Origin of the sequence: Nocardia altamirensis NBRC 108246, assembly GCF_001612685.1 — a bacterium.
GTDB classification, from domain to species: domain Bacteria; phylum Actinomycetota; class Actinomycetes; order Mycobacteriales; family Mycobacteriaceae; genus Nocardia; species Nocardia altamirensis.
This window is the reverse complement of the sequence record NZ_BDAY01000092.1, coordinates 24,216-47,599: the sequence shown is the minus strand read 5'-3', so window position 1 is coordinate 47,599 and position 23,384 is coordinate 24,216. Positions and strand designations below refer to the sequence as shown.

Sequence of the window (23,384 nt, the reverse complement as noted above, 5' to 3'; positions counted from 1 at the left end):
GGAAGCAAACCTTAAAGATATCGGAACGCAACGATTTTCGAGGCGATACCACCCCGAGATGCAAGATGTCTGATCATTGCGCAGTGAGGGTATACGGGGGTGGGGTATGAGAGTAGGTGGGTGAGAATGGGTGCGCGGGTGAGGGATAGGAGCGAGGGGGTGGATGGTGGGTGTAGGGGCGGTAGCTGATGAGTGCGCAGGGTGAGCGCCCATGAGCGGAGTGGGGGAAGTGGAGTCCGGTGGAACCGGCGCGCGCCGACGCGGCGGCGGAGCGCAAGGGGGCGCGGGACCACCGGGCGCGGCCCGCACGAACCGGTGGGAGCCTCGGGTGCTCAATCCGGGCTACGACGGCACTGTCGATGTACAGGCATACTGGAATCGATGCATGCCGGGGACTGACGTGCCGATCACAGAAGGAGTTCAGTCATGTCACCCGACAGCAATGCGCGCGCGGACGCCGGTGGGTCCGGTGTGGTCGCATGACCCGCGACAACCGCCCCCGCAAGCCCCGCCGAACCGCCCGCGATCGGCAACCGCACATCAGCGCGAAGGAGAAGCGATCACCGCGCGCGGCCCCCGACAACGGCGAGCAACCCTCGGGGCTGCCACGCGGGATGCGGGTAGGGCCGACCAGCGAACAAACCCGGCGGCGAGTCGCTGAAGCCAGGGTGCGGCAAGGGCTTTCACCCCGGATCGACAACCCGGCCGTGATCGAATCGTTGGCGCTGTTCCTGCGTCACACCTTCGATACCCTCGACCACGAACCCGGCCAGCCCGATGAGAGCGACCGATAGCGCGCCAGGCTCAGAGTTCACGCCACTGGATTTCCACCGAGTGCTCATCGAAACGCCAGGTCTTGCCGTTCTGGTCTTCCCATTTGGCCGCATACACCTGGGCCGGTTTGACGATCACCTTCTCCACCAGCCGTGCCGTGGCCTCGTGCCGCCATCGCGAACCTTTGGTCTCCCATGCCGCCCGCAGCTCGCCCGGAGTGGAGCCGATATCGGCCAGCACCGCCAACGCTTGGGCGCTGCGCAACGAGTCCTGCTCGCTACGAAGGGTTTTCAACAACTGTTTGAGTCCGGCGATGGTGCGATCGACCACGCGCAAGTCGTACTCGTCTCCAGCCCCGGACAGGATCGCGGTGCGCTTGTCGGTCTCGGCGTCCAGATTCCCGGCGGTGACCTCGATACGTTTCTGCAACGCCGCGATCTGTTCGGTGTTGTCGTTGCCCCGTTCGAAGCGCGCCAGGATCTCCGGATCCTCGTAGGCGGCTATCACCTGTTCGGCAACGAACATCTCCAGCGCTCCCGCGTCACGGAACACCTTCCCGCATCCGCACACCTGCTTGCGCGAATCCTTGGCCCGGCAGATGTAGCGGCGCTGCTCGGTTACCCCGTTCTTGCGGGCACGGGTGAGCTTCGACCCGATCAGCGACGCGCCACACGGTTGCCCGGCGCGCTCGCTGCCTTCGGGGAAGGTTCCGCCGCATTCGGCCAAGCCGGTCATCCAGTATTCGCCGTTACGCTGACGCGGCTTGTCGGGATTCTTCGCGCGGGAGTGGGCTCGCAATCCCACCCGCATCGCGTCGTGCTCGTCGCGGGTGAAGACGGCGGGCCACTGTGCGCGATGTCGCGTCCCGGTGCGCTCATGCACGCGAATCCCGTTGCCCTCCGGATTGTTCAAGCACTCACACCGCGCCCCCGTGGCGTCGGAATGCTCGCCCAAGTCGTAGGCCACATAGGCTTCCAGCAACAGCAGATGCGACAACTTGCCGACCGCCCACAACGCACCCTCGGACGTGGTGATCCCGCGTGCGTTCCAATCGGTGATGATCGCGGTCTGGGACTCGCCGTTGATCACCCGGTCCCGGCCCTCACACAGCACCGCAACCTCGCTGTCGCGCAACGCGCATCGATCAAGAATGTCGTCACCCGACAGTGGGTGCGTGCCAACAACTTTGCCGTATCCGAATCGGCGCGAACCGCCCTGCATCACACCCTTGGCGGCTTCCTCGCTCATCCGATCCAACAGGTTCTCGGTGTTGGTCTCGCGGTACTCCGCCGCTTCGGCCACCTTCACCATGAAATTCTTGCGGCCCGCTCCGGAAGTCAGGTCGTAATCGGTGTCCTTGACGAACACATACCGCACCTCGCGATCACGGCCCAGCTTCATCAACTCGTTGCCCAAGTCGTAATCACGGGTCAAACGCGCCACATCACGCGCAAGAACCTTCTTCGACGGACCCGCCGACACCAAAGGCAGGACCTTGCGCAACCCCGGCCGTTCGGTGTCGGCACCGGACATGTCGTTGTCGCAAAAGATCTGCGCCAACGGCAAACCCTTGCGCTTGGCGTAGGCCACCTGATTCTTCGCCTGCAACTGGGTCCCCTCGGCGCGATCCTTCTCGTCTCGCGAAATCCGCACGTACCCATACACCCACAACGCCGGGTCCACCCCAGCCACCTCAGCAGCCAGCATCGCATTGATCTCCACCAACCAAGCCAAGTCATCTTGCCGCTTCGTCCGTGTCATAACCCCAGTTTACTCGTATGTAGTGCTTAAAGCCCTCCTCGCCGGGATGAGCGCCGACTATTACGTGCGGTTGGAGCAGGGGCGGGACAAGCATCCGTCCGAGCAGGTGGTGACCGCGTTGGCGCGGGTGTTCGCGCTCGACGACGAGGCCACCGCGCATCTGCGCGAGCTGGCAAGGCCGGTGGCGCGGCGCAGGCGTGCGCCGCATCGTCCCGAACGGGCGAGCCGGGGATTGACCACGCTGATGGCCGCGTGGCCGAACACTCCTGCGCTGGTGCTCGGTCGGCACTTGGACGTGCTCGTGGCCGATCCGCTTGCCGTCGCGGTGAATTCGTGCTCGGTGCCGGGGGTCAACCAGGTCAGGATGATGTTTCTCGACCCGGAGGCGCGCTGCCTGTATCCGGACTGGTCGGTGCACGCCGCGGAGACGGTGGCCAGCCTGCGAGCCAGTGCGGGCACGGACCTCGACGACCCGAGGCTGACCGATCTGGTCGGCGAGTTGTCGCTGAAGAGCGAGGAGTTCCGCCAGCTCTGGGCCAGGCACGATATTCGCGCGAAGACTGCGGGCGTCAAGCGGTTCGCCAACCCCATGGTCGGTGAATTTACGCTGTCCTACGAGACATTCGCGGTGAACGGCGCGCCCGGTCAGATGCTCATCGCCTACCACGCCGAACCCGGCTCTCCCTCCGAACGCGCCCTGACCTTGCTCGGCAGCATGATCGCCACCGGCGACCCGGAGTTCCAGGACGCCGCCGCACGAGCACACGAGTAGCCGAGATCCGGTGCGGATTCGTGCGGGTAGTTGGTCCGGCTGGCGGACCGTACCTTGCCGGGTGTGCGTTCCGGGGCGATCGTGGACTGATGACTGCGGAAAAGATGTCGTCCACCGCGTATCTGGAGGCGGCCCGCGCCTTCGCTCCCGAGTTGGCCAAGCGACGATCGGAAATCGAAGCGGCGCGCCGACTTCCGGCCGACATCGTGGCCAGGCTGCGTGAGATCGGCATCTACGCCATGTTTTTCAGCCCCGAGCTCGGTGGGCCCGGACTCACCTCGCTGGAGCAGATGGAGGTGTTGGAGGCGCTGGCCTATGGCGACACCGCCACCGGCTGGTGCGCGATGATCGGGTCGGCCACCGGCATCTACGCCGGGTTCCTCGACGAGCAGGCGCTGGCAGAGTTGATGCCGACCCGGGACCTGATCACCGCGGGATTCATCGCCCCCGCCGGCCGCGCGGAGCGAGTACCCGGCGGATATCGGCTGACCGGTCGCTGGAAACTTGGCAGCGCCATCGACCACGCCGACCTCGTGGTCGGCGGCGCGCTGGTATACGACAGCGCACGGATGGCGACCACCGATGACGGCGCTCCGATCGCCAAGTTGTACTTCATGCGCCGCGATCAGGTCCAGGTTTTCGACACCTGGGACAGCACCGGTCTGCGCGGCAGCGGCAGCAACGACTACGCGGTCGAGGATCTGTTCGTCCCCGAGCGGCACTGCTTCGATCTCTACGAACCCAAAAGCAGCACCGGCAAACTCGCCCAACCCGAGACGCTGGCCAGGGCGATGCCAGGCATCCCGCTCGGTGCGGCGCGGGCCGCGCTCGACCACGTCCGCGAGCTCGCCGCGGGCAAGGTGGTGGCGGCCACCGGCCAGAAATGGGCGGACAACTACCGGGCCCAATACATTCTCGGCGAGTGCGAGATGGAATACGTCGTCGCGCGCGGCGCGGTGGTCGACAGCCTGCGCACCCTCTGGGATGCCTTGGACGACAAGCGCTTCGCCGAACTTCCGGCGGACATCCGGATCCAGACGCTGCTGACCCGCACGCATTGCTATCGGGCCTGCCGGCGCATCGTCGCCCGGCTCTGTGAACTGGTCGGCACCGATTCGGTCTACCAGGCGAGCCCGCTCGACGGCTGGCTGCGCGACATGAGCACCATGACAACGCATCTCATCGCGCAGGACCAGATGATCCAGTCCGCAGGCGCCTTCCTGCTCGGCGGCAGACCGGAGTTCCCGCTGGTGCTCGGCGAGCGTTAGGCTTCGGCGACGAACTTCACGTAGCGGTGGCACGGCACGTCGACGGGGCCTGCCGGGCCGGGGGCATCGTGGACGAACAAGCCCTCGTCGGACCAACCGTTGCGGGCGTAGAAGGCGCGGGCACGGGTGTTGCCAGGAACGACCGCGAGCCAGGCTTTGTCGTGGCCGTTGGCGTTGACGCACCGCTCGGCGGCGGCCAGCAGGCGGACGGCGATGCCGCTGCCTCGGTGGTCGCCGGAAACGTAGACCTGATCGACCTCGTCGTCGAGGACAATGACGAAGCCGGCGACGACATCGCGCACCGTGGCTACGGTGGTGTCCGGGATGCGTTGGGCCGCACGGGTGTCGAAGGAATCGCGCGGGCGGACCGCGATCGGCTCGTCGGGGACGTTGCCCAGGTGGGCGTCGCACCAGCCCGCGTACCAGATTTCCGCGATCGCTGTCACGTCCTCGGGGCGGGCCGGACGCAGCGCCACGTCACCGTCGATCATCCAGGCACTGTAGCAATTCAGACCGGTCAGTCGGTGTGGAATGACCCGTGGTCCCGGTGCCGTCTGCCCTCGGCAGACACAGCGTCATCTGCCCCTCGATCGGCACTACACCTGAACCATGATCGAAACATCGCACCTGGACTACCGGGGCCAACTAGCCGACCGATTGTTCCGCCATCGAACGATCCTGCTGACCGGCGAGGTCGACGACGCGATGGCCGAACGGGCCTGCACCGAACTGGTGCTCCTCGCCAGTGAGGACGCCAAGCGCGACATCGTCCTCTACATCAACTCGCCCGGCGGATCCGTGCTCGCCGGGCTTGCCATCTACGACACGATGAAGCTGGTGCCCAACGACGTGGTCACCGTCGCCGTCGGATTCGCCGCGAGCATGGGGCAGGTGCTGCTCGCATCCGGCACCAAGGGCAAGCGAATCAGCTTGGCGCACAGCAGGATCATGATGCATCAGCCGTCGGCCGGGATCGGCGGCACGGCCATGGACATCGCGATCCAGGCGGAGAACCTGGAATACATGAAGCTGCAGTCCGAGCAGATCCTGGCGGCCGAGACCGGGCATTCGATCGAGGAGATCAAGTCCGACAGCGACCGTGACCGCTGGTTCACGCCCGCGCAAGCGCTCGAGTACGGCATCGTCGACCAGATCGCCGACAGCTTCGCCAAGATCGCGCCGTTCAGCAACGCACGCCGAGCGGGGTTGTGATCATGGGCCAGTACACGATTCCGCATGTCATCGAGCGGACCCCGAACGGCGAGCGCTCCTTCGACGTCTTCAGCCGCCTGCTCAACGAGCGAATCATCTTCCTCGGCACCGAGATCGACGACGGCGTCGCGAATGTCGTGATGGCGCAGCTGCTGCACCTGGCGGCGGAGTCGCCGGATCGCGAGATCGGGCTGTACATCAATTCGCCGGGTGGTTCGAACACGGCGATGCTCGCGATCTACGACACCATGCAGTTCCTGCGGACGCCCATCGAGACGTATTGCATGGGCCAGGCGGTGTCGGTCGCCGCGGTGCTGCTCGCCGCAGGCACGCCGGGGCGGCGGTATGTGCTGTCGCATTCGCGGGTGCTGCTGCATCAGCCGTCGGCGCAGGGGCAGGGCACCATCTCCGACCTCGCGCTGCAGGCGGCGGAGGTGATGCGGGTGCGTGCGGAGACCGAGGCGATCCTCGCCAAGCACACCGGTCAGGAGGTCGCGCAGCTGCGCAAGGACACCGCGCGCGACCGCGTCTTCACCGCGCGGGAGGCCGTCGACTACGGTCTGGCCGACGAACTGATCCTGACCCGCGACCGGTAGCGGTCAGGCCGCCCGCAGTTCGACGCGCGACCCGGAGACCGGAGCAACTGGGGCAACCGGAGCGACTGGGCGGCGGCGCAATTGCCGCAGCGCGCCCAGCCTCCGGGCGCCCCGGAACAGCAGGGACTCGACCGGCAGGCCGAGCGCGCCGCAGATCGAGTGCAGCATCTCCGAGGACGGCTCCTTGCGGCCACGCTCGATCTCGGACAGGTACTGCTTGGACATCCCGACCTGGGTGGCGACGTCGGCCAGCGTGCGGTCCTGATCGCGCCGCTCGTCCCGCAGCACCTCGCCGTAGACGGTGCGCAGCAACGGCGGCGCCGCGTCGACGGGCTCCGGCCGGAGCTCCCGACGACGGTGCGCGGCGAGATCGACGACCACACCATCCTCTGTTGCTGCCATATCGACGAGTCTGGCATCTCACGGGCCGGGGCCGAACAATGTTCACCCTCGGCGGAACCGGAGGACGCGGGGTCAGGCGCCGTTGCGGCCGAGGTACTCGATGCCGGTGATGATGTCGGGATCGATCATGATCAACTGGCTGTCCACGATCGTCTCCGGGTGCAGCCTGCGCTGGAAGTGGGCGAGCTCCTGTTTGTCGGTGACGGTGTCCGCGATGCCCGTGATGATGACGCATCTGCCGAGATGCGTCTGGTGATCGATGGTGTCGACCTCGTAGGCGACCACCTGTCTGTGCAGGGTGCGGATCATGGCCGGGTCCGCGGCGATCACGATGCAGCCGTCGACGACCGTGTGCCAGACAGGCCGAATGGCGGGTAGTGCATGCCGCGAGAACGCGATGCGGCCGAATCGAACACTGCGGAGCAGGTCCAACGAGTCCTCTACCGACAGCTCACGCGTCTCGCTTGCGCGGTGGGCGGGCATGCTCTCATCATCCCACCTGTCGCGGATCGGTTTTGGGGCATGAACCGTGATGGCAAGAATTGAGACAGCGTCCGTAAAATGAGGATTGGCTGTCTAACCTACGCACTGACGAGGAGGCGGACATGCCGTACTCCGCGCGGATCGGGTACACGGGGAGTTCCACACGCGTGCTGCTTCCGCGCCGCCCCGTCCCGACCCCCATCGAATCGTCCGGCAACAGCACAGAATTCGCGGAGGCGAGCGATCGGCTGGTGCGGCACCTCTTCGATGTCGGCCTGCAACTGCATCACGTGCTCGATGCCATCGACCCGGCCGCGCCACCCGTCGTGCGCGACACCGTCAACGCCCTCATCGACGACCTCGACATGCTCATTCGGGACACCGGCCTCGCCATGCTCGCGCTCGCCGGGGAAAGCCAGGCGGCGCCGCAGATCGACGGCCGATTGCTGCCCGGTCGGATCCGTCGCCGCTGATCCGCGGACCGGACGCTGAGCAGGCGCAGCGGAATATCGCCCTACCCTTCCGACGTTCGTTGCTGTTGCGCATGTTTCCGCCTTCCGTCGAGGGCAACCCGATTCCTGTCGTACTGCTGTGTTTGGCTGGAGATGCGTGGGGGAGCCGGGGTGCGCATGATGGTTTTCGATCTGTGCGAGTCGGATGGAGGGTTGAGGCGTGGTCGCGATCGACGTCGAACGGTCGGCATCGGGCGGACGAGTAGGGTCCGCCTGGCGCGCCGTCGCCGAACGTGGGCTCGGTGGCGTGCCGCCGACGGCTTTGGTCCTGGCTGGCATCGTCAGCGTGCAGGTGGGCGCGGCACTCGCCAAACAGCTGTTCGCCTCGACCGGCGCGGCGGGGGCGGTCAGCCTGCGCCTGGTGTTCGCCGGGGTGGTGTTGCTCGTGTTCTGGCGGTCCGCGTTGCGGATCGGACGGCGAGCGGTGCCGGTGGTGCTCGCCTACGGCACGGTGCTCGCGTTGATGAACCTGTCCTTCTACGAGGCGATCGACCGGATTCCGCTCGGGATGGCGGTGACCATCGAGTTCCTCGGCCCGCTCGCCGTCGCGCTTGCCGGATCGCGGCGGTGGATCGACCCGGTCTGGGCGGTGCTGGCAGGCGGCGGAGTCGTCCTGCTGACCCAGGCCGATGGCGAGGTCGAGTGGCTCGGCGTGCTGCTTGCGCTGGCGGCCGGGGCGCTGTGGGCGGCCTACATCCTGCTCAGCGCGGCCATGGGCGAGCAGACCGCCGGTGGCGGTGGGCTCGCCCTCGCGATGGCGTTCGGCGGGGTGTTGATGGCGCCGGTCGGCATCATCGACGCGGGAAGTTCGCTGCTGGATCCGGCCGTGCTCGCGGTGGCCTTCGGGGTGGCGATGCTGTCGTCGGTGCTGCCGTACTCGGTGGAACTGGAGGCGCTGCGGCGCATTCCGCCCCGGGTGTTCGGCGTGCTGATGAGCCTGGAGCCCGCGGTCGCGGCGCTGGCCGGACTGCTCGTGCTCGGCCAGTTCATGAACATCCCGCAGTGGGTCGGTGTCATCTGTGTGGTCGCCGCCTCGGCCGGTGCCACACGCACGGCCGAGAAGAGTTGATAGCCGGCCGATTTCGCGCCCGGTGGCCGGGATCGGTGCTCGACCGCCCTGCGCGGCGCGTGTTACGACGAGCGGTGTGAATCCGATCGGACCGCTCGGCCCCGCCGACGAAGGCTTCAACCATCAGATCGTCGATACCGTCGCCACGGTCGGCACCAGCGACCTGGCGTGGACCGAGAAGGTGTGCGCGATGGCGTGCGCGCCGGACGGGTCGCTGCAGCTCGGTTTCGGCATGGGGCAGTACAAGAATCGCAACGTGCTCGACGGGTATGCGGGGATCTCGCGTGGCGTCGAGCAGATCACCGTGCGTGGCAGCCGCACGCTGGCGCCCGATCCGGAAACACTCGCGGTGGGACCGATCGACTACGAGATCGTGGAGCCGCTGCGCACGATTCGGTTCCGGCTTGCCGAAAACGACTGTCAACCGGTGGCTTTCGACTGGGTCTTCGAAGCGGCGCTGCCCGCGCAGCTGGAGGACCGCACGCATATGCGGCGTGGGTACCGGGTGATGTCGGATCTGGTGCGATATCACCAGATCGGCACCGCCTCCGGGTGGATCAGCATCGACGGCGTGCGCACGACCTTCGACGGGTGGGTGTCGACCAGGGACCACTCCTGGGGTGTGCGCTACGACGTCGGGTCGCCGCTCGGCGACGTGGAGTCGATGGACTTGCCGCCGGAGGTGTCGTTCCGGATGATCTGGGCGCCGATCCTGATGACGCGGCCCGACGGCACCCGCTACGGCCTGCACCTGCACTACCAGATCATTCAGCTGGACGGATTCTTCAGTAAGACGGTGATGGGCGGCGTCGAGCACACCGACGGCCGGTTCGAGAAATGGAAGGACCTGGTGCCCGACCTGTCCTTCGACCCGGACAATCGGCGGCTGCGCGGCGGGGAGATCCTGGCGACCACCGAGGACGGTATCGAGCGGGTCCTGCGGCTTACGGCCGTGTCGGACACCGGGTTTCATCTCGGCGCCGGGCTCTACTTCGGATTCGAGGGCAAGCATCACGGTTCGTGGCTCGGTCCCGGCGTGCACGTCGACGGTGAACGCATCCCGGATTGCGCAACACCCGAATCCGCGCGCCGCCTCCATCAAATCCGTGACACCGTGGTCCGGGTAACCGACTCCACCGGCGCCACCGGCATCGGCAACTGCCAGCCGATCACCACCGGCGGCGACGAATCTCTTGGGCTGACAAAGGAGTCGACGTTCATGTGAGCCGTGCGGTCCTCGGCTCGCCTAGCGCTTGTTGAGAAGTCTCAGCCGGACATCGACAAAGGGCCCTAGTGTTGTGTGGCTTCCTGATCGGCGTGCAGGCGCAGGAATCCGATTGCGGCGGTGGGGGACAGGTGTGCCGTGCGGTCGAATGCTGCGGCGAAGGCCTGCGCGCCGAGTTGGGTGCGGGCGCGGTCGGCCGGGGCGAGCAGATTGTCGTAGCCGCGGCGGTCCTCGACGCCGAGCAGGGCGGCTGCGACGCCGACCAACTCGGCTGCCGTGGTCGGTGCGCCGTCGTGCACCGCCAATGCGGCGTAGAGGTGGGCGATTCCGGCCAGGTCCATGGGTTGCACGTGGTCGAAGTCGGCGGCCGCGAGGGTCCGCCGCGTCGTGCCTGGGTCGTCCGTCGAGAGGGCGATCATCGCGCGGAAAACGGTGCACCACAGGCGGGTTCGGTGACCGAATGGGGTGTTCGGAAGACCTGACTCGGTGTGGTCGATGGTGCGCAGTGCTGCGGGGTGATCACCAAGGCGCAGTAGTAGTTCGGCGTGTGCGAGCTGCACGTAGGCGTCGGTGCGTGGCTGTCCGTCGGCGTCGGCATGGCGCTGCGCCTGTGCCACCGCGTCCTTGGCGCGGTCGAGTTCGCCGACCCGGCCGAGTGCCGTGGCCAGCTCGGCCCATGCGGCCGCGGAATCGGCTGCGCTTCCCAGCTTCTCGACTTCCTCGGTGGCCTGGCCGAGTGCGGCGACGGCCGCGTGCGGGTCGCCGTCGCGCAGGTGGTGCTCGCCGATCAGGCGCAGGGTGGAGGCCAGCCAGAACCGATCGCCCGCCTCCTCGAATGCCGTTCTGGCCTTGGTCAATTGCTCGATATCCTCTGCGGAGAGCACGAGCAGGACACCGAGCTCCCAGCTGGGAAACTCGCCGGGGAGCGGTTCGACGGTGTCGATGGGCGTGTCCAGAAACGCGGGCGCGACAAGAAGAACCGTGCGGCCCAGTGAGTCCGGGGTGCGCAGCGCGATCCCCGCGGCCACAGCGCGCAGCCCCTCCTCGGTGGACCCGGTTTCGTAGCGAAGCAGCCCGTCGAGCACGGTCCGCACGGCAACGAGGCGCTCGTCGACTTCGGCGGGAATCGCCAGCACCGCCCGCATCCAGCGCAGCCGGTCGGTGTGGATGCCGCGCAGCGTCCAGTACCAGAACAACGCGGCGACCAGTCGGAGCCCGAGCTCGGTATCGGCGGTGTCGACCGCGAATTGCAGTGCGGCGGAGAAGTTGTCGCGTTCGGCGTCGAGCCGGGCCAACGCGGCAGGCTGCGCGGCGGTGCGCAATTCGGCCTCGGCGGTCTCGGCCATCCGCAGGAAGTACTGCGCGTGATCGGCGCGCACGGTTGCCTCGGTGCCCGACTCCGCCAGCCGCTCCAGCGCGTACGACCGGATCGTCTCCAGCATCCGGTAGCGCTCGCCGTTGCGTTCGACCAGCGACTTGTCCACCAGATCGGTGAGCAGATCCAGCTCGTCGAGCGCGTCGAGCGTCGCACCTGCGGGAAACACCGCGACCCACATCGCCAGCGCGCGTTCGGGTTCCGACAGCGGAGCCCAGCTCCATTCGATGACCGCGCGCAAAGTGCGATGCCTGGCGTCCGCTGTCCTGCTGCCCCGGCCGAGCAGCGCGAACCGATCGTCGAGCTTGGTGACGATCTGGGCGACGGCGAAGGTGCGCAGGCGAGCCGCCGCCAATTCGATCGCCAGCGGCAGGCCGTCGAGCCTGCGGCAGATCTCCACGACGTCGGCGGTGTTGTCCGGCGTGAGCGCGAAGTCGGGGCGCACCGCGGTCGCACGTTCGACGAAAAGCTGTACTGCGGGGAAGGTTTCGGGTGCACCGGTGGTGGTGTCCGGCCAGGGGAGTGGGCCGAGCTGGTGCAGGTGTTCGCCACCGATCGCGAGTGGCGCCCGGCTGGTGGTGAGCACGCGCAGCCCGGGACAGGCGCCGAGCAGCCGGTCGACCAGGTCGGCGACCGCGTCGATCAGGTGCTCACAGTTGTCCAGGACCAGCAACGTCTCCCGCCTGGCGAGGAACTGGGTCAACCGATACGCCGGGTCGCCGCTCGGTTGTTCCAGCAGGCCGACTTCGCGGACGCCGATCGTGGTGAGCACCGACGAGGCGACCTGCGCCGCATCGGTCACCGCGGCCAGCTCGACGAACCAGACCGTGCTCGTCGCTCGTTCGGCCACTTCGACGGCGAGCCTGGTCTTGCCCGCGCCGCCGGGCCCGGTGAGGGTGACCAAGCGGGCGGAGCCGAGCCGTGCCGCCACCTCGGCGACGTCGTCGGCACGTCCGATGAAGCTCGTCACCTGCGCCCGCAGGTTCGACCGGCGTTCGGGCCTTGCCGGTTCCTGCCGCAGGATGGCCAGGTGCAGTTCGGCGAGCTCGGGCGAGGGGTCGACGCCGAGCTCGTCGGCCAGGCGCTCCTTCACCCGCTCGTAGGCGTCGAGCGCCTCGGCCTGCCGACCCGTCGCGTACAGCGCACGAATCAGTAAGCCCTGCAAGGGTTCCGCGAGCGGATGTGCCTCGGCCAGCGCACGCGCCTCGGCCAGCACATCCCGGCCCGCCGCGACTTCGAGGCCGAGTCGCTGCTCGGCGGTCGCCAAGCGCAACTCGTCGAGCCGCGTCGCCGCCTCGGCCGCGAATCGCAGTTCGACCAGGTCGCTGAGTGCCGGACCCCGCCACAAGGCGTCGGCCTCGCGCAGCGTCGCCAGGTCGCCGGTGGCGCGGCCGGCCGCCGCGAGCCGCTCGAACCGGATCAGATCCACGTCGACGGGATCGATCACGAGCCGATACCCGGGTGCGCGCCCCTCCACCAGATCGGTGCCGATCGCCCGCCGAGCCCGTGACACCAGGGCCTGCAGCGCGTTGGCGCCCTTGGCGGGCGGCTGCTCGCCCCAGATCGCGTCGATCAGCGTGTCCGCCGACACCACCCGTCCCGCCGCCATCGCGAGCCGCGCCAGCAACGCCCGCACTCGGACACCAGGGATCTCGACCGGTAGGTCGTCCGCATCCCGCACCTCGAACGGACCCAAAAGCAACACACGCACGTGCTACAGCCTGCCGCACCGCGCGTCGAGGCTGTGATCTGGACAGGTTCGCCGGTTCGGCCCCGAAAACCGACCGTCTGGAGTGAGGATGCTAGCTAACCAGCTCGCCGGTGCGCGGTGCCCGGCGGCCGGAACCAGGACCGAGTACATGACGGATAGGACCAGCGGGATGCGCGGACGAGTCGGTGTCGTAGTAGGGGTGTTCGGGGTCGCGGCGGCGGCGACGGTGTGTGTCGTGCCGACCGCGGGGGCCGTCGCAACCCAGGTGAGTATCCATCCGGGGCTCAATGTCGGCTCGTCGACGAATTACGGGACCGGCTGCACGTATCAGGCGCGTGCCGCAGTCACCGACGTGGTGCAGCCCGTGGCCTTCTACGACAACGGCGTGCGGTTCGCCGTTGTCGCGCCGTCCGGCGGCACCGCGCTGGTCAACTGGGTGCCCGCCACCGAGGGGCCGCACACGATCAGCGCGGTGCAGTCGCCTGACTTCAGCATCGTTGCGAGCATGGACGTGCACGTCGGCCGCGGCGTGCACGTGGCAGAGGGCTGCAACGTCTTCGGCGGTTGAACCGGATTCAGCAATCCGCACAGTCCTGGGAACCCCCGGTTGGGCATTCGTTCACACCGGTGGTGAAGTGTTCGCGGGCACCGGATTTCGTTAGCTGGCCGCGGCGCCGAACCAGGGCTACCATCTCCCAAGCCGGGCGCCCGTGAGGAGAACAGTGATGTCGCACACTCCGCACGGGCCGGTCGATGCCGACCCAGGTCCCGGCCGCTCGGCGCCAGGGGAGTGGACGTGATCCGGATCGAACTCGACATCAATTCCGACAGACCGAATCCGAGGTGGCGGTTGGCGCCGGGGGACGAGGCGCAGCTGCACGGCTTGATCGCCGCCGCGCCGCGTTCGGCCGCGGGCAGCATCGAAAACGCCAGTGCCTACCGGGGTTTCGTCGCGCAGCTGTCCGACGAGGAGGTGCTGCGCGTACAGCGTGGCGTCATCGAGATCGCCCGCGGCGACCAGCGCTCGTACCGGATCGACACCGATCGCGCGGTGGAGCGGTGGTTGCTGGCCACCGGTCGAGGTTCACTGGAATCGAGCGACTATCAGACTGCCGTTGCGGCGTTGTGGGATTGAGCGCCATGGCATGACAACTGTCATGCCGCAGTCGTGATGGTTGACAGATCTGCGCGCGGGCCGGGATCCGTAGCGTCATTTCTCGTAGCGCACCGCTGAAAACGCCGACGAGGAGCATCCGATGACCACCACCGCAGTCGAAACCACCACGGTCGAGCAGCCCGCCCCGGCCTTCAAGCCGTTGCACCTGCTGGCCTCGATCGGCCGCGACGTCGCGATTCCGGTCGGCGCCTACTTCGGCATGCACGCCCTCGGTTACAGCGATTTCGCCGGATTGCTTGCCGGAACGGTGCTTTCGGGGGCGTTGCTGCTTGTCGAGACGATCCGGTCGCGGCGTCTCGAGGCACTGCCCGCCATCATCTTGGCCGTCTTCGTGTTCGGGCTCGCAGCCTCGTTCATCAGTGGCGACCCGAGAATGCTGATCGCCAAGGACTCCGCGGGCACCGCGCTGATCGGCTCGGCGTTCTTGATCAGCATTCTGGTCGGCAAGCCGCTGACCTACCTGGCCGCCCGCAAGATGGCCACCGCAGGCGGCCCGGCTCGGCTGGCAGGTCTGGAAGATGCCTACCGGACCGAGGCCACGACGCGCCGGACGTTCCGCGTGCTCGCCATGATGTGGGGCGGCGGCCTGATCGCCGAGGCGGTGGTGCGGGTGGTGCTCGCCTACCAGCTGCCGATCCACACCATGGCCTGGCTGTCGCCGGTGCTGATGGTCGCGACGATCGTGCCGCTCACGGTGATCACCGCCCGCGTCGCCAAGCGCAACGCCCGCGGCTGAAACCAGCAACACGGCCCGGGTCCGCCACGGACCCGGGCCGTCGCGCTATGACCTCGACCACTGAAGTGGCGGGGGTAGTGTCGGTTTCGTGGAGTTTGCTACCAACGGAATGGAGAAAGCTATGCAGATCCAGATCAACACCGGAAGCGGCATCCACGGGGGCGAGGGCCTGATCGACAAGGCCGAAGCCGAGATCACCGCCGTGTTCGAACGGTTCAGCGAACACCTGACCAGGGTCGAGGCGCACCTCACCGACCAGAACGGTAACAAGGGTGGGCCCGACGACAAGCAGTGTGTGCTCGAGGCCAGGCCGACGGGTCAGCAGCCGGTGGCGGTCACCCATCGTGCCGAGACCATCGAAGAGGCGATCCGTGGTGCGGCCGAGAGCATGGCGCACCTGCTCGACAGCCGGTTCGGCAAGCTGCATCACGCCAAGGGTGGCGCGTCGATCCGGCACATGGCATCGGAGTAGCGCCCTGGTCGCGAGTGCTGGTGCGGCGCAGCGAAATCAGGCGCCGGTCGTCGATCCGGGGCGCACGATCATCAGCACCGTGACGACGACCCACAGGATGTTGAAGATGCCGGTGTCCATGCCGAGGCGCCGGATCAGCGTCGGCGTCGTCCCGGTCAGGTCGGCCAGAATCTTCTGCTGGCCGGGCAGGACGAGCAGCACGAGCACCGCGGCGGCGGCCGCGGTCAGGCCGATCGAGATGATCAGCCAGGTATCGGTCAGCACGCCGAGGCTGAGCGCGGTGAGCGCGCCGAAGATGGGCACGAGGATCCCGAGGTAGGCGTACACCCGGCAGATCCGGTGCAGGGTGCCGAGGATGGCGGGTTCGTGATTGATCTCGACCTCGGCGCCGGCCAGCGCGCGTCGCGTCGTCGGCGCGAACATGCTTGCCGCGACCGTCACCGGACCGACGGCAAGGATCACGGCCAGCACGTGGACCGAGAGCAGGAACTTCGTCACAGCGGCAGGTTAACGGCGATCATGCCGTCGGGGAAATGGGCGAAACAGCCATACACCGGTCGATTCTCGCCACCTGCTGTGACATGGCGATTTATCGCTGGTCTGCACTACAGAGGTCTTGGCTGGAATCCGGTTGGCCCCTACTCTTGAGCCATGCACGTGGTGGCTGTTCTCGCGCTGGACCGGGTGATTCCCTCTGATCTGACGACACCAGTCGATGTGTTCGGCTGCGCCAGGCTGCCGGACGGCAGGGCCGCCTATCAAATGCGGGTCTGTGCGCCGACGCCGACCGTGGATGCGGGGGCGTTCACCGTGCGGGTGCCATGGGATCTGTCCGGGCTGGTCGGCGCGGACACGATCATCCTGCCCGGCCGTTCCGAGGCCACGTTGCCGGTGCCCGACGAGGTGCTCGACGCGCTCAGGCAGGCGGCGGCCGCGGGTACCAGGATCGCGTCGATCTGTGTCGGCGCCTACGTGCTCGCCGAGACCGGCCTGCTCGACGGCAAGCGGGCGACCACGCACTGGTCGGCGGCCGCCCAGTTCGCGGCCCGCTATCCCGCCATCGATGTGGATCCGGACGTGCTCTACGTCGACAACGGCAGGGTGCTCACCTCGGCAGGTGCTGCCGCCGGAATCGACCTGTGCCTGTACATGATTCGTCGCGATCACGGGTCCGCGGTCGCGGCCGACGTGGCGCGACGGTCCGTCGTTCCGCTGGAACGCGAAGGGGGACAGGCGCAATTCATCGTGCACGACCAGCCGCCGACCCCGCGTGGTTCGGTGCTCGAGCCGGTCATGCGGTGGATGCAGGACAATTCGGCGAAGGACCTGACCCTCGACGACATCGCCGCGGAGGCCAGGATGAGCACCCGCACGCTCAATCGCCGTTTCCGCGAGCAGACCGGGACCACGCCGCTGCAGTGGCTGCTGCGCGCCAGGATTCGCCAGGCGCAATACCTGCTCGAATCCACCGGGCATCCGGTGGACCGGATCGCAGGCCAGGTCGGTTTCGGCTCACCCACCGCCTTCCGTGACCGCTTCAAGCGCGTCGTCGGCACCAGCCCGCACAGCTACCGCACCGCCTTCCACGGCTCCAGGACGAGCAACTGATAAATGTCGCGTCAAAACGGAGACTTTGCCTCCGTTTCTCGATAGGATTCATCCGTCGAATTTCCCGATCCACCATCTAGGCGAGGGACTGGTCCACATGACCGAGAGTGACGCAACACCTCAGATCGACCCATCAACCATTGATTTCGAGCAGGCCTATCAGCGCGGGACGCTGGTCGAAGGCCTCGTCATGGACCGGTTGCCGTGGGAGATCGGCAGGCCGCAGCCGCTGCTCGTCGACATCGAACGCACGGGCCGGATCACCGGCGACGTGCTCGACATCGGTTGCGGCCCAGGCGATACCGCGATCTACCTGGCCGGGCTCGGCCACCGGGTCACCGGCCTCGACTTCGCGCCGACGGCCATCGAGAAGGCGCGCGCCAGCGCGGCCGCCCAGGGCGTGACCGTGGCGTTCGCCGTCGCGGACGCGACCGTGCTCACCGGCTACGACCAGCGGTTCGACACCGTCGTCAGCAGCGCGCTCGCGCACTGTCTCGACGCCGAGCAGCGGGTCGCGCACGTCGCCGCGCTGCTGCGGGTGATGCGGCCTGGCGCCCGGCTGATCCAATTCTGTTTCAGCCAAAGTGAATTTGCGGAGGCGTATGCACCGTTCGCGATCGCCGAGGAGGAGCTGCGCGCCACCTTCCGCGCCCCGGACTGGCGCCTCACCGAACTGCGCGCGGACAAGCTGACCGCGATCTCGCCGCCCGCGGCGATCCGTGACTCCATGCTCCCCGAGGGTGCGGGTGCGCAGTTCGAGTTCGATGCCGACGGTGGGCTGTTGCTGCCGATCTGGGTAGTGGAGGCTGAGCGGGTCTGACCCGACACCGCGACCGATGAATTTCTGCGCGCCGCGCCGTCGGATCAGGCAACACACACCACGGATCCAGGAGTTGGGCGATGCGAAAAATCACCGCAGGTCTGTTCATTTCGGTCGACGGCGTCATCGAGGACCCGCAGGACTGGCACTTCCCGTATTTCAACGACGAGATGGGTCAGGCGGTCGACGCACAGCTCGGGAGCGCAGGGACCCTGTTGCTCGGCCGCAAGACCTACGACAGCTTCGCGGGCGCATGGCCGGACCGCGAGGCGGCAGGCGGTGCGGACGCGCCCTTCGCCAAGCAGCTCGGCGACACCCGCAAGATCGTGGTCTCGAACCAGGATCTCCAGTTCACCTGGCGCAACTCCGAGGTGATCAAGGGTGATCTCGTCACCGCGGTCACCGCGCTGAAGAACGAGGAGGGCGGCGATATCGGCATGAGCGGCTCGGTGTCGGTCGTGCGCCAGCTGCTCGACGCCGGGCTGCTGGACGAGTTGCACCTGCTGGTGCATCCGATCGTCGTCGGCAAGGGTGCGCGCCTGTTCGAGAGCAGCGAGGCAGCGATCCCGCTGCAGCTGCTCTCGTCGCAGACCTTCGCCACCGGGGTGCTCAATCTCGTCTACGCCCGGGCCGACGAGCTGCGCACCGCCACCTACGACGATGCGAAAGTGCATCTGCCCGACGGCGATCAGTAGGCGCTGGGGCGCGGGCCGTCCTCGACGGTGCGCGCCCCGGTGGCGGCGAGCCGGTGCGCGAGCTGCTTGATGGCCTCGGTGGCGAGGACCGCCTGTCCGGACGCGGAGAAGTGCAGGCGGTCCGCGCTCAACAGATTCGGGCGATCGTGGATCGGGTGGTCCCACATGTCGATCACTATCGCGTCGTAATCCCGTGCGATCGCCCTGGTGAGGTCGTTGATGCGGCGGACCCGGTCGGTCCAGTCCGGAAATACCGGCACCACATAGGCTTTGCCGAGGGTGAAGGTCATCAGCTCGGCGCCGGTGGCGGACGCCATGCGGTACATGTCGCGCTGATTGCGCTCGATCTCGTCGTAATCAGGGGTGCGGCGGACGATGTCGTTGGCGGGGCAGGGCAGGTACAGCAGGTCGGGGGCGAACTCGCGGAGCGGATCCGATTGATGCCGAAGGGTTTCCGCGGTGGTGGTGCCGATCTGCCCGGTATTGAGATACGCGAGTGCGGGATTCACTCGGCGCAGCACGTCGGCGACGCGATCGGACCAGCCGAGCGTCGTGTAGCCGGGGCTCGGATCGCAGGTGCCCAGCGAGAGACTGTCGCCGATCACCGCGAAACGCTGCCATGGTGCGTCGTGCAGCAGTGCCGCGGCCGCCAGTGGCGGCAGACAGAATGGATCGGTCTCTTCGGTGGTGGGGAGCGCCAAGGTCATGAGACCAACATACGTCCGTATGTATGCTTATCTCAAGTGGTTTGTGACGCCTGCGTTCAGGACGCGAGCGCTTTGGCGACAATGCCGCCGGTGATCGCCTTCGTCAGGTAGTGGGTGGAGTCGTGCGGGCTCGCGCCGTTGTCCAGTGGCTCCTCGGTGACCGGTGCGATGTCCGCGCCGGGGAACGGCGGAAAGAACGGCGCGAGGTCGAGATGCGCGGCGACCAGATCGTCACGGTCGACCAGGTTGTGCCAGCTGGCAACGGCTTTCGGCACCGTGGTCGGCTGCGGCCGGAGCCGGTCGTAGATGACGGTGCGCAGGCCGAGCGGCGAGCCCATGGTCAGCAACGCCACCTCCTGCTCGGTCCGATGCAGCGCTTCGTAGGCGACAACCGAGCCGAGGGAGTGCGCGACAACGAGCTTGGTTTCCGGACCGACCAGGGCGAGGACCTGCTGTTGCGCGTACTCGCGCACGGCGTCGTCGGTGAAGTAGCGGGTGACCTGAGACAACGCGCGCACCACGAACTTCTCGGCGAGCCCGATCCCGAACGGCGCGAACCAGCGCAGCCGGACCAGCGCGTTGAGTGCCGGGCGCAGTGCGGCTTTCGGGCCCTGCGGGCGATCATCCGGCGACGGTTCGGCGACCAGTCGCTGGGCGGTGATCAGATCGCGTTGGTCGCCTGCGTGTTCGGCCGCCGTCGCCAGCCAGACCTCGGCCAGCCGCTCCATGAAGTCGAGCTGCTCGTCGGTCAGCTCGCCCACCGCGGCGCCCTGCGCGCCCTTGGCAAGGAACTGATTGCCGTAGAACGCCATCCTGGTCGCGATGTCGCCGGGTAATCCGTTGCGCCACAGGCGATCGGCGAGCTCCAGGTCGTCGTGGTTGCGCACCCCGCCTGCGAGCCCCGGCAGCCATTGCGCCTCCAGTGTGTCGGCGGCGGCCTGTTCCTGTGCGATGCCGTGTACGAGGACGATTGTCGCCAATGTCCCCACCCCCTTTCAGTGTTTCAACGCCACTTGATGGAGCAGCCCATGCTCGGGCGCTGTGGTTCCGGTACCGGTCTTCCGTCGAGCACGGATTCGATCGCGGCGCGTAACTCGTTGCCGGTCACTGGCTTTCCGTTGCCAGGCGTGGATTCGTCGAACGCGCCGCGATAGGCGAGCGCGAGGTTCGGGTCGTAGAGGAAGAAGTCGGGGGTGCACACGGCCCGGAAGGCGCGGGCGACGTCCTGCGACTCGTCGATGAGATAGGGAAAGGTCCAACCAGCGCGAATAGCCTGGTCGCGGAGGCGAACCGGGGCGTCGTCGGGATGGTTGGCGGCGTCGTTGGTGCAGATCGCCACCGTCGGCATGGGGAGTGCGTCGACGACCTCACCGAGTGCCGACTCGAGGTGTCTGACGTAAGGGCAGTGGTTCGAGGTGAAAACAACCAACAGGCCTGGCCCGTTCTCGAAATCGGTGCGGGCGTACCGGCGTTGATCGAGGTCCGGCAGCGAGAAATCCGGTGCCGGCGCGCCGAGGGGAACCATGAGGGAGGTAAGCGCCATGGCGGACGGTGCCTTCCGTCGGGATCGAAGACGAGACGAGCGTAGCCCCGCTGCCTCGGTCTCGCCGGACTTCCGTGGAGGTCACCGCTGTTCGCGCGACGCGGTTACCTCGCCAAATCGGACGGATCGGTATTCGCGCCGCACACGATGACGCAGACCCGCTCGCCGGGTTCGGGTCGGAAGACGGGTTGCTGGTCGCCGCCGCCCAGTGCGGCGAGCGCGGTCGCGGCACCGTATTCGACGGCGAGGCGGCGGTCGTCCCACAGGGCGCGGCGGGTCGCGACGATGTCCGCGTCGTCGACGAGCACGGAGGTGACGTCGTAGGTCTGCGCGGCGGTCAACGCCAATGCGGTGGCGCGGCGGGCGCCGAGTGAGTCGGCGGCGATCGAATCGACGTCGACATCGACCAGCTGTCCCGCCGTGAGCGCCGCGTTGAGGGCGCGGCAGTTCCGCGGCTCGACCGCGATCGTGCGGACGCCGTAATGGTCTGCGGCGGTGGCAATTCCGGCGAAGAGCCCGCCGCCGCCGACCGCAACCACCACGGTGTCGAGGTCGGGCAGGCGCTCGTGGATCTCCGTCATCAGCGTGCCTGCGCCCGCGGCGATCAGCGGGTTGTCGTAGGCGTGGGAGAGCAAAGCGCCAGTGTTTGCCGCGAATTCCCGGCTGGCCGCGAGCGCGTCGGCGTACTGCGTGCCGACCAGCCTGACGTCGGCGCCGTAGGAGGCGAGTCGATCGACCTTCACCTTCGGCGCGGTGGTCGGCAGGAACACCGTTGCGGTGACGCCCTGTCCGCGAGCCGCCCATGCGCAGGCCAACCCGGCATTGCCACCCGAGGCGATGGTCACACCAGCCGGGGGCAGCGTGCCGTTATCGCGATGCGCGAGTAGAAAATTCAGCGCACCCCGCACCTTGAAGCTGCCGGTGTGCTGCAGCATTTCCAGCGCGAACCACAGCTGCCCCGCACCCTCGTCGGCTGGGGCGAGCGCGACCGGCCTGACCAGTCCCGCGACTCGCTCGACGGCTGCTTTGATGTCGCCGTGCGACAGTTCCACGGGCGTTCCTCAGTATTCTCGGCGATGCGGCGCGAACTCGAGCGTGAGCAGAGCCGCGGCCGCGACGATGACCTCGCGCCAGCGGATCAGCACATACCGCTGGTCCGACAGCGCGTGGAACTTGCGCAGGAAACGATACAGCGACTCCAGCCGGATCAGCGGATCACCAAGGTGCACAAGCCGATAGATCAGCTTCGCGGTGCGCGACTTCTCCTTCTCGGCGAACAGCTCGGGAAAAGGCGCGAAGGCCAACGAGATCCGGTTGATGTCGTGCTTGCGCGCGTACTCGACCAGGTCGATGATCATCCGCTCGTCCAGGCCGTTGGGGGCGTCCTTGCGCCGCCACGGCACGTCGAGGCTGAGCTCGCGGCCGCGCCCGGAGATGCCGTAACGCTGGAAGCCGGACAGGGTTCCGTCCTCGTCCTTCGCCATGACCACCAGCATGTTCGGGTTCCGCCCGTCGAGCAGGTGGTCGAGGATCATCGAGAAGCCGCGTGTCTGCCTGCCCCTGCCCCATTCGTCGACGATGGCGAGCAGGCCTGCCCGCTGCGCGTCGGTCAGCGCGGACTCGTCGACGATCTCGGTGCTCACCCCGAAATTGCGGGTGCGACTGACGGCTTGGCGGAGATTGCGGTAGTTCCTGCCGACCATGGCGAAATCGTCGACCTCGATCACCACGTCGCGTCCGATCGGAACCGCGTGCAGCCCACGGTGTTCCAGCGCCCGGCGGCGCCACAGGTCGGCCAGGTGCGGGCTCGCGCCGAGCACCGCGATGCGCCAGCCCTGATTGATCGCGAATTCGGAGAACTCGGTGAGCAGCGCGGGGAACGCCACCCGGTCGCCGATCGGGTCGCCCGCCACCACGGCGATGCCGAAGCGGGTGCGGTAGCCGATCGCCGCGGTCGAATTCTCGTTGAAGAAATAGGTTTTCGAGGAGTGCAAGGCGAACGGCGCCAGCGGGTCCCGTTCGGTCCGGCCGACCAGCTCGGCGACGCGGTAGAGCTGTTCGGGCTGCGGTCTGCTCGACTGCGGCAGCACCAGGAGGAAGCCGCTGGAGGCGAGCAGCACGAATCCGTAGCCGGGATGTTCGGCGCGATAGGCGAGATGGGCGATCGCCAGCACCAGCACCGCGACCGCGACGTGCGGCAAGGTGATCGGCCTGCGCAGGTGCAGGCCGCGGGCCACGAACACACCGGCCAGCGCGACGCCGACGAACCATGCGTGGTTCACGCCCTCGTGCGCGTCATGATTGGCCGAATACACCAGCGCCATGCTGACCACAAGGGCAGCGCCGATGAAGACGGGCCTGGTGAACGAGGTCGTGGTGAATGCGGCCTGTCGATACCCGGTCAGTGTCGAGTAGCGCGGCACCGCCGCGGCCGCGCTGCGTTCGTCAGCCACGCCTGATCTCCGC

Annotated in this window: 26 protein-coding genes; 15 read left to right on the top strand and 11 right to left on the bottom strand. The window is 67.5% G+C overall.

Annotation, left to right across the window (positions count from 1 at the left end):
• Nucleotides 1–479: 479 nt before the first annotated feature.
• The gene (locus NA11_RS36735) at nt 480–794 is read left to right on the top strand and encodes a hypothetical protein (RefSeq protein ID WP_069166688.1); all 315 of its coding nucleotides are present in this window, start codon (nt 480–482) and stop codon (nt 792–794) included.
• A gap of 10 nt (nt 795–804) precedes the next feature.
• Here NA11_RS36735 and NA11_RS36730 read toward each other — a convergent pair whose 3' ends face one another.
• A complete protein-coding gene (locus NA11_RS36730; RefSeq protein ID WP_084655378.1) occupies nt 805–2,535 on the bottom strand; it encodes a recombinase family protein in 1,731 nt (576 codons plus the stop codon).
• Nucleotides 2,536–2,557: 22 nt separating this feature from the next.
• Between NA11_RS36730 and NA11_RS36725 the strand changes: the two genes are divergently transcribed.
• Together NA11_RS36725 and NA11_RS36720 are read left to right on the top strand one after the other, a co-directional pair.
• A complete protein-coding gene (locus tag NA11_RS36725; RefSeq protein WP_245746466.1) occupies nt 2,558–3,307 on the top strand; it encodes a helix-turn-helix transcriptional regulator in 750 nt (249 codons plus the stop codon).
• 89 nt (nt 3,308–3,396) lie between these two features.
• A complete protein-coding gene (locus tag NA11_RS36720) occupies nt 3,397–4,575 on the top strand; it encodes an acyl-CoA dehydrogenase family protein (protein WP_069166686.1) in 1,179 nt (392 codons plus the stop codon).
• Here the strand turns inward: NA11_RS36720 and NA11_RS36715 are convergent.
• On the bottom strand, nt 4,572–5,066 hold the full coding sequence (locus tag NA11_RS36715) for a GNAT family N-acetyltransferase (RefSeq protein WP_069166685.1): 495 nt from the start codon (nt 5,064–5,066) through the stop codon (nt 4,572–4,574). The genes NA11_RS36720 and NA11_RS36715 overlap by 4 nt on opposite strands.
• Before the next feature lie 118 nt (nt 5,067–5,184).
• On the opposite strand from NA11_RS36715, the gene NA11_RS36710 reads away from it, so the two are divergent.
• Together NA11_RS36710 and NA11_RS36705 are read left to right on the top strand one after the other, a co-directional pair.
• Nucleotides 5,185–5,787, top strand: a complete 603-nt coding sequence (locus tag NA11_RS36710) for a ClpP family protease (RefSeq protein ID WP_069166684.1) — start codon at nt 5,185–5,187, stop codon at nt 5,785–5,787.
• 2 nt (nt 5,788–5,789) lie between these two features.
• The gene (locus tag NA11_RS36705; RefSeq protein WP_069166683.1) at nt 5,790–6,383 is read left to right on the top strand and encodes a ClpP family protease; all 594 of its coding nucleotides are present in this window, start codon (nt 5,790–5,792) and stop codon (nt 6,381–6,383) included.
• A gap of 3 nt (nt 6,384–6,386) precedes the next feature.
• Here NA11_RS36705 and NA11_RS36700 read toward each other — a convergent pair whose 3' ends face one another.
• Together NA11_RS36700 and NA11_RS36695 are read right to left on the bottom strand one after the other, a co-directional pair.
• Complete coding sequence (locus tag NA11_RS36700; protein ID WP_084655376.1) at nt 6,387–6,785, bottom strand: helix-turn-helix domain-containing protein; 399 nt, start codon at nt 6,783–6,785, stop codon at nt 6,387–6,389.
• A gap of 72 nt (nt 6,786–6,857) precedes the next feature.
• Entirely contained in the window at nt 6,858–7,268 is a 411-nt protein-coding gene (locus NA11_RS36695) for a pyridoxamine 5'-phosphate oxidase family protein (protein ID WP_069166681.1), read from the bottom strand.
• A 122-nt stretch (nt 7,269–7,390) separates the two neighbouring features.
• Here NA11_RS36695 and NA11_RS36690 point away from each other — a divergent pair, with 122 nt between their 5' ends.
• The 3 genes from NA11_RS36690 to NA11_RS36680 all read left to right on the top strand — a co-directional run bounded on the left by NA11_RS36690 (nt 7,391) and on the right by NA11_RS36680 (nt 10,074).
• On the top strand, nt 7,391–7,741 hold the full coding sequence (locus NA11_RS36690) for a hypothetical protein (RefSeq protein WP_141718049.1): 351 nt from the start codon (nt 7,391–7,393) through the stop codon (nt 7,739–7,741).
• Nucleotides 7,742–7,940: 199 nt separating this feature from the next.
• Complete coding sequence (locus NA11_RS36685; RefSeq protein WP_069166679.1) at nt 7,941–8,849, top strand: EamA family transporter; 909 nt, start codon at nt 7,941–7,943, stop codon at nt 8,847–8,849.
• Between the two features lie 76 nt (nt 8,850–8,925).
• Nucleotides 8,926–10,074, top strand: coding sequence for an Rv3169 family protein (locus NA11_RS36680; protein ID WP_069166678.1), 1,149 nt, complete (start codon nt 8,926–8,928; stop codon nt 10,072–10,074).
• 65 nt (nt 10,075–10,139) lie between these two features.
• Here NA11_RS36680 and NA11_RS36675 read toward each other — a convergent pair whose 3' ends face one another.
• Nucleotides 10,140–13,160 (bottom strand): ATP-binding protein, encoded by a 3,021-nt coding sequence (locus NA11_RS36675; RefSeq protein ID WP_069166677.1) that lies wholly within the window; start codon nt 13,158–13,160, stop codon nt 10,140–10,142.
• A gap of 148 nt (nt 13,161–13,308) precedes the next feature.
• Between NA11_RS36675 and NA11_RS36670 the strand changes: the two genes are divergently transcribed.
• The 4 genes from NA11_RS36670 (at nt 13,309) to NA11_RS36655 (ending at nt 15,545) form a co-directional block, all read left to right on the top strand.
• Nucleotides 13,309–13,728, top strand: a complete 420-nt coding sequence (locus NA11_RS36670) for a hypothetical protein (protein WP_141718048.1) — start codon at nt 13,309–13,311, stop codon at nt 13,726–13,728.
• A gap of 228 nt (nt 13,729–13,956) precedes the next feature.
• Nucleotides 13,957–14,295: a hypothetical protein gene (locus tag NA11_RS36665; protein WP_141718047.1), complete on the top strand. Its 339-nt coding sequence runs from the start codon at nt 13,957–13,959 to the stop codon at nt 14,293–14,295.
• A gap of 121 nt (nt 14,296–14,416) precedes the next feature.
• Nucleotides 14,417–15,073 (top strand): VC0807 family protein, encoded by a 657-nt coding sequence (locus NA11_RS36660; RefSeq protein WP_069166674.1) that lies wholly within the window; start codon nt 14,417–14,419, stop codon nt 15,071–15,073.
• A gap of 88 nt (nt 15,074–15,161) precedes the next feature.
• A complete protein-coding gene (locus tag NA11_RS36655) occupies nt 15,162–15,545 on the top strand; it encodes a ribosomal subunit interface protein (RefSeq protein ID WP_245746465.1) in 384 nt (127 codons plus the stop codon).
• A 36-nt stretch (nt 15,546–15,581) separates the two neighbouring features.
• Here the strand turns inward: NA11_RS36655 and NA11_RS36650 are convergent, their stop codons facing one another.
• Nucleotides 15,582–16,043, bottom strand: coding sequence for a hypothetical protein (locus NA11_RS36650; RefSeq protein ID WP_069166672.1), 462 nt, complete (start codon nt 16,041–16,043; stop codon nt 15,582–15,584).
• Nucleotides 16,044–16,196: 153 nt separating this feature from the next.
• Here NA11_RS36650 and NA11_RS36645 point away from each other — a divergent pair, with 153 nt between their 5' ends.
• From NA11_RS36645 to NA11_RS36635, 3 genes are all read left to right on the top strand, one after another.
• The gene (locus NA11_RS36645) at nt 16,197–17,153 is read left to right on the top strand and encodes a GlxA family transcriptional regulator (RefSeq protein ID WP_069166671.1); all 957 of its coding nucleotides are present in this window, start codon (nt 16,197–16,199) and stop codon (nt 17,151–17,153) included.
• A 97-nt stretch (nt 17,154–17,250) separates the two neighbouring features.
• Complete coding sequence (locus NA11_RS36640; RefSeq protein WP_084655375.1) at nt 17,251–17,973, top strand: class I SAM-dependent methyltransferase; 723 nt, start codon at nt 17,251–17,253, stop codon at nt 17,971–17,973.
• 80 nt (nt 17,974–18,053) lie between these two features.
• Nucleotides 18,054–18,668: a dihydrofolate reductase family protein gene (locus NA11_RS36635; protein ID WP_069166670.1), complete on the top strand. Its 615-nt coding sequence runs from the start codon at nt 18,054–18,056 to the stop codon at nt 18,666–18,668.
• On the opposite strand, the gene NA11_RS36630 is transcribed toward NA11_RS36635, so the two are convergent.
• The 5 genes from NA11_RS36630 to NA11_RS36610 all read right to left on the bottom strand — a co-directional run bounded on the left by NA11_RS36630 (nt 18,662) and on the right by NA11_RS36610 (nt 23,371).
• Entirely contained in the window at nt 18,662–19,375 is a 714-nt protein-coding gene (locus tag NA11_RS36630) for an SGNH/GDSL hydrolase family protein (RefSeq protein ID WP_069166669.1), read from the bottom strand. The genes NA11_RS36635 and NA11_RS36630 overlap by 7 nt on opposite strands.
• A 56-nt stretch (nt 19,376–19,431) precedes the next feature.
• Nucleotides 19,432–20,364: a hypothetical protein gene (locus NA11_RS36625; RefSeq protein ID WP_084655374.1), complete on the bottom strand. Its 933-nt coding sequence runs from the start codon at nt 20,362–20,364 to the stop codon at nt 19,432–19,434.
• 14 nt (nt 20,365–20,378) lie between these two features.
• On the bottom strand, nt 20,379–20,918 hold the full coding sequence (locus NA11_RS36620; RefSeq protein ID WP_069166667.1) for a thioredoxin family protein: 540 nt from the start codon (nt 20,916–20,918) through the stop codon (nt 20,379–20,381).
• 104 nt (nt 20,919–21,022) lie between these two features.
• Nucleotides 21,023–21,970: a threonine/serine dehydratase gene (locus tag NA11_RS36615; RefSeq protein ID WP_069166666.1), complete on the bottom strand. Its 948-nt coding sequence runs from the start codon at nt 21,968–21,970 to the stop codon at nt 21,023–21,025.
• Nucleotides 21,971–21,979: 9 nt separating this feature from the next.
• Nucleotides 21,980–23,371: a bifunctional lysylphosphatidylglycerol flippase/synthetase MprF gene (locus NA11_RS36610; RefSeq protein ID WP_084655373.1), complete on the bottom strand. Its 1,392-nt coding sequence runs from the start codon at nt 23,369–23,371 to the stop codon at nt 21,980–21,982.
• Nucleotides 23,372–23,384 lie beyond the last annotated feature (13 nt).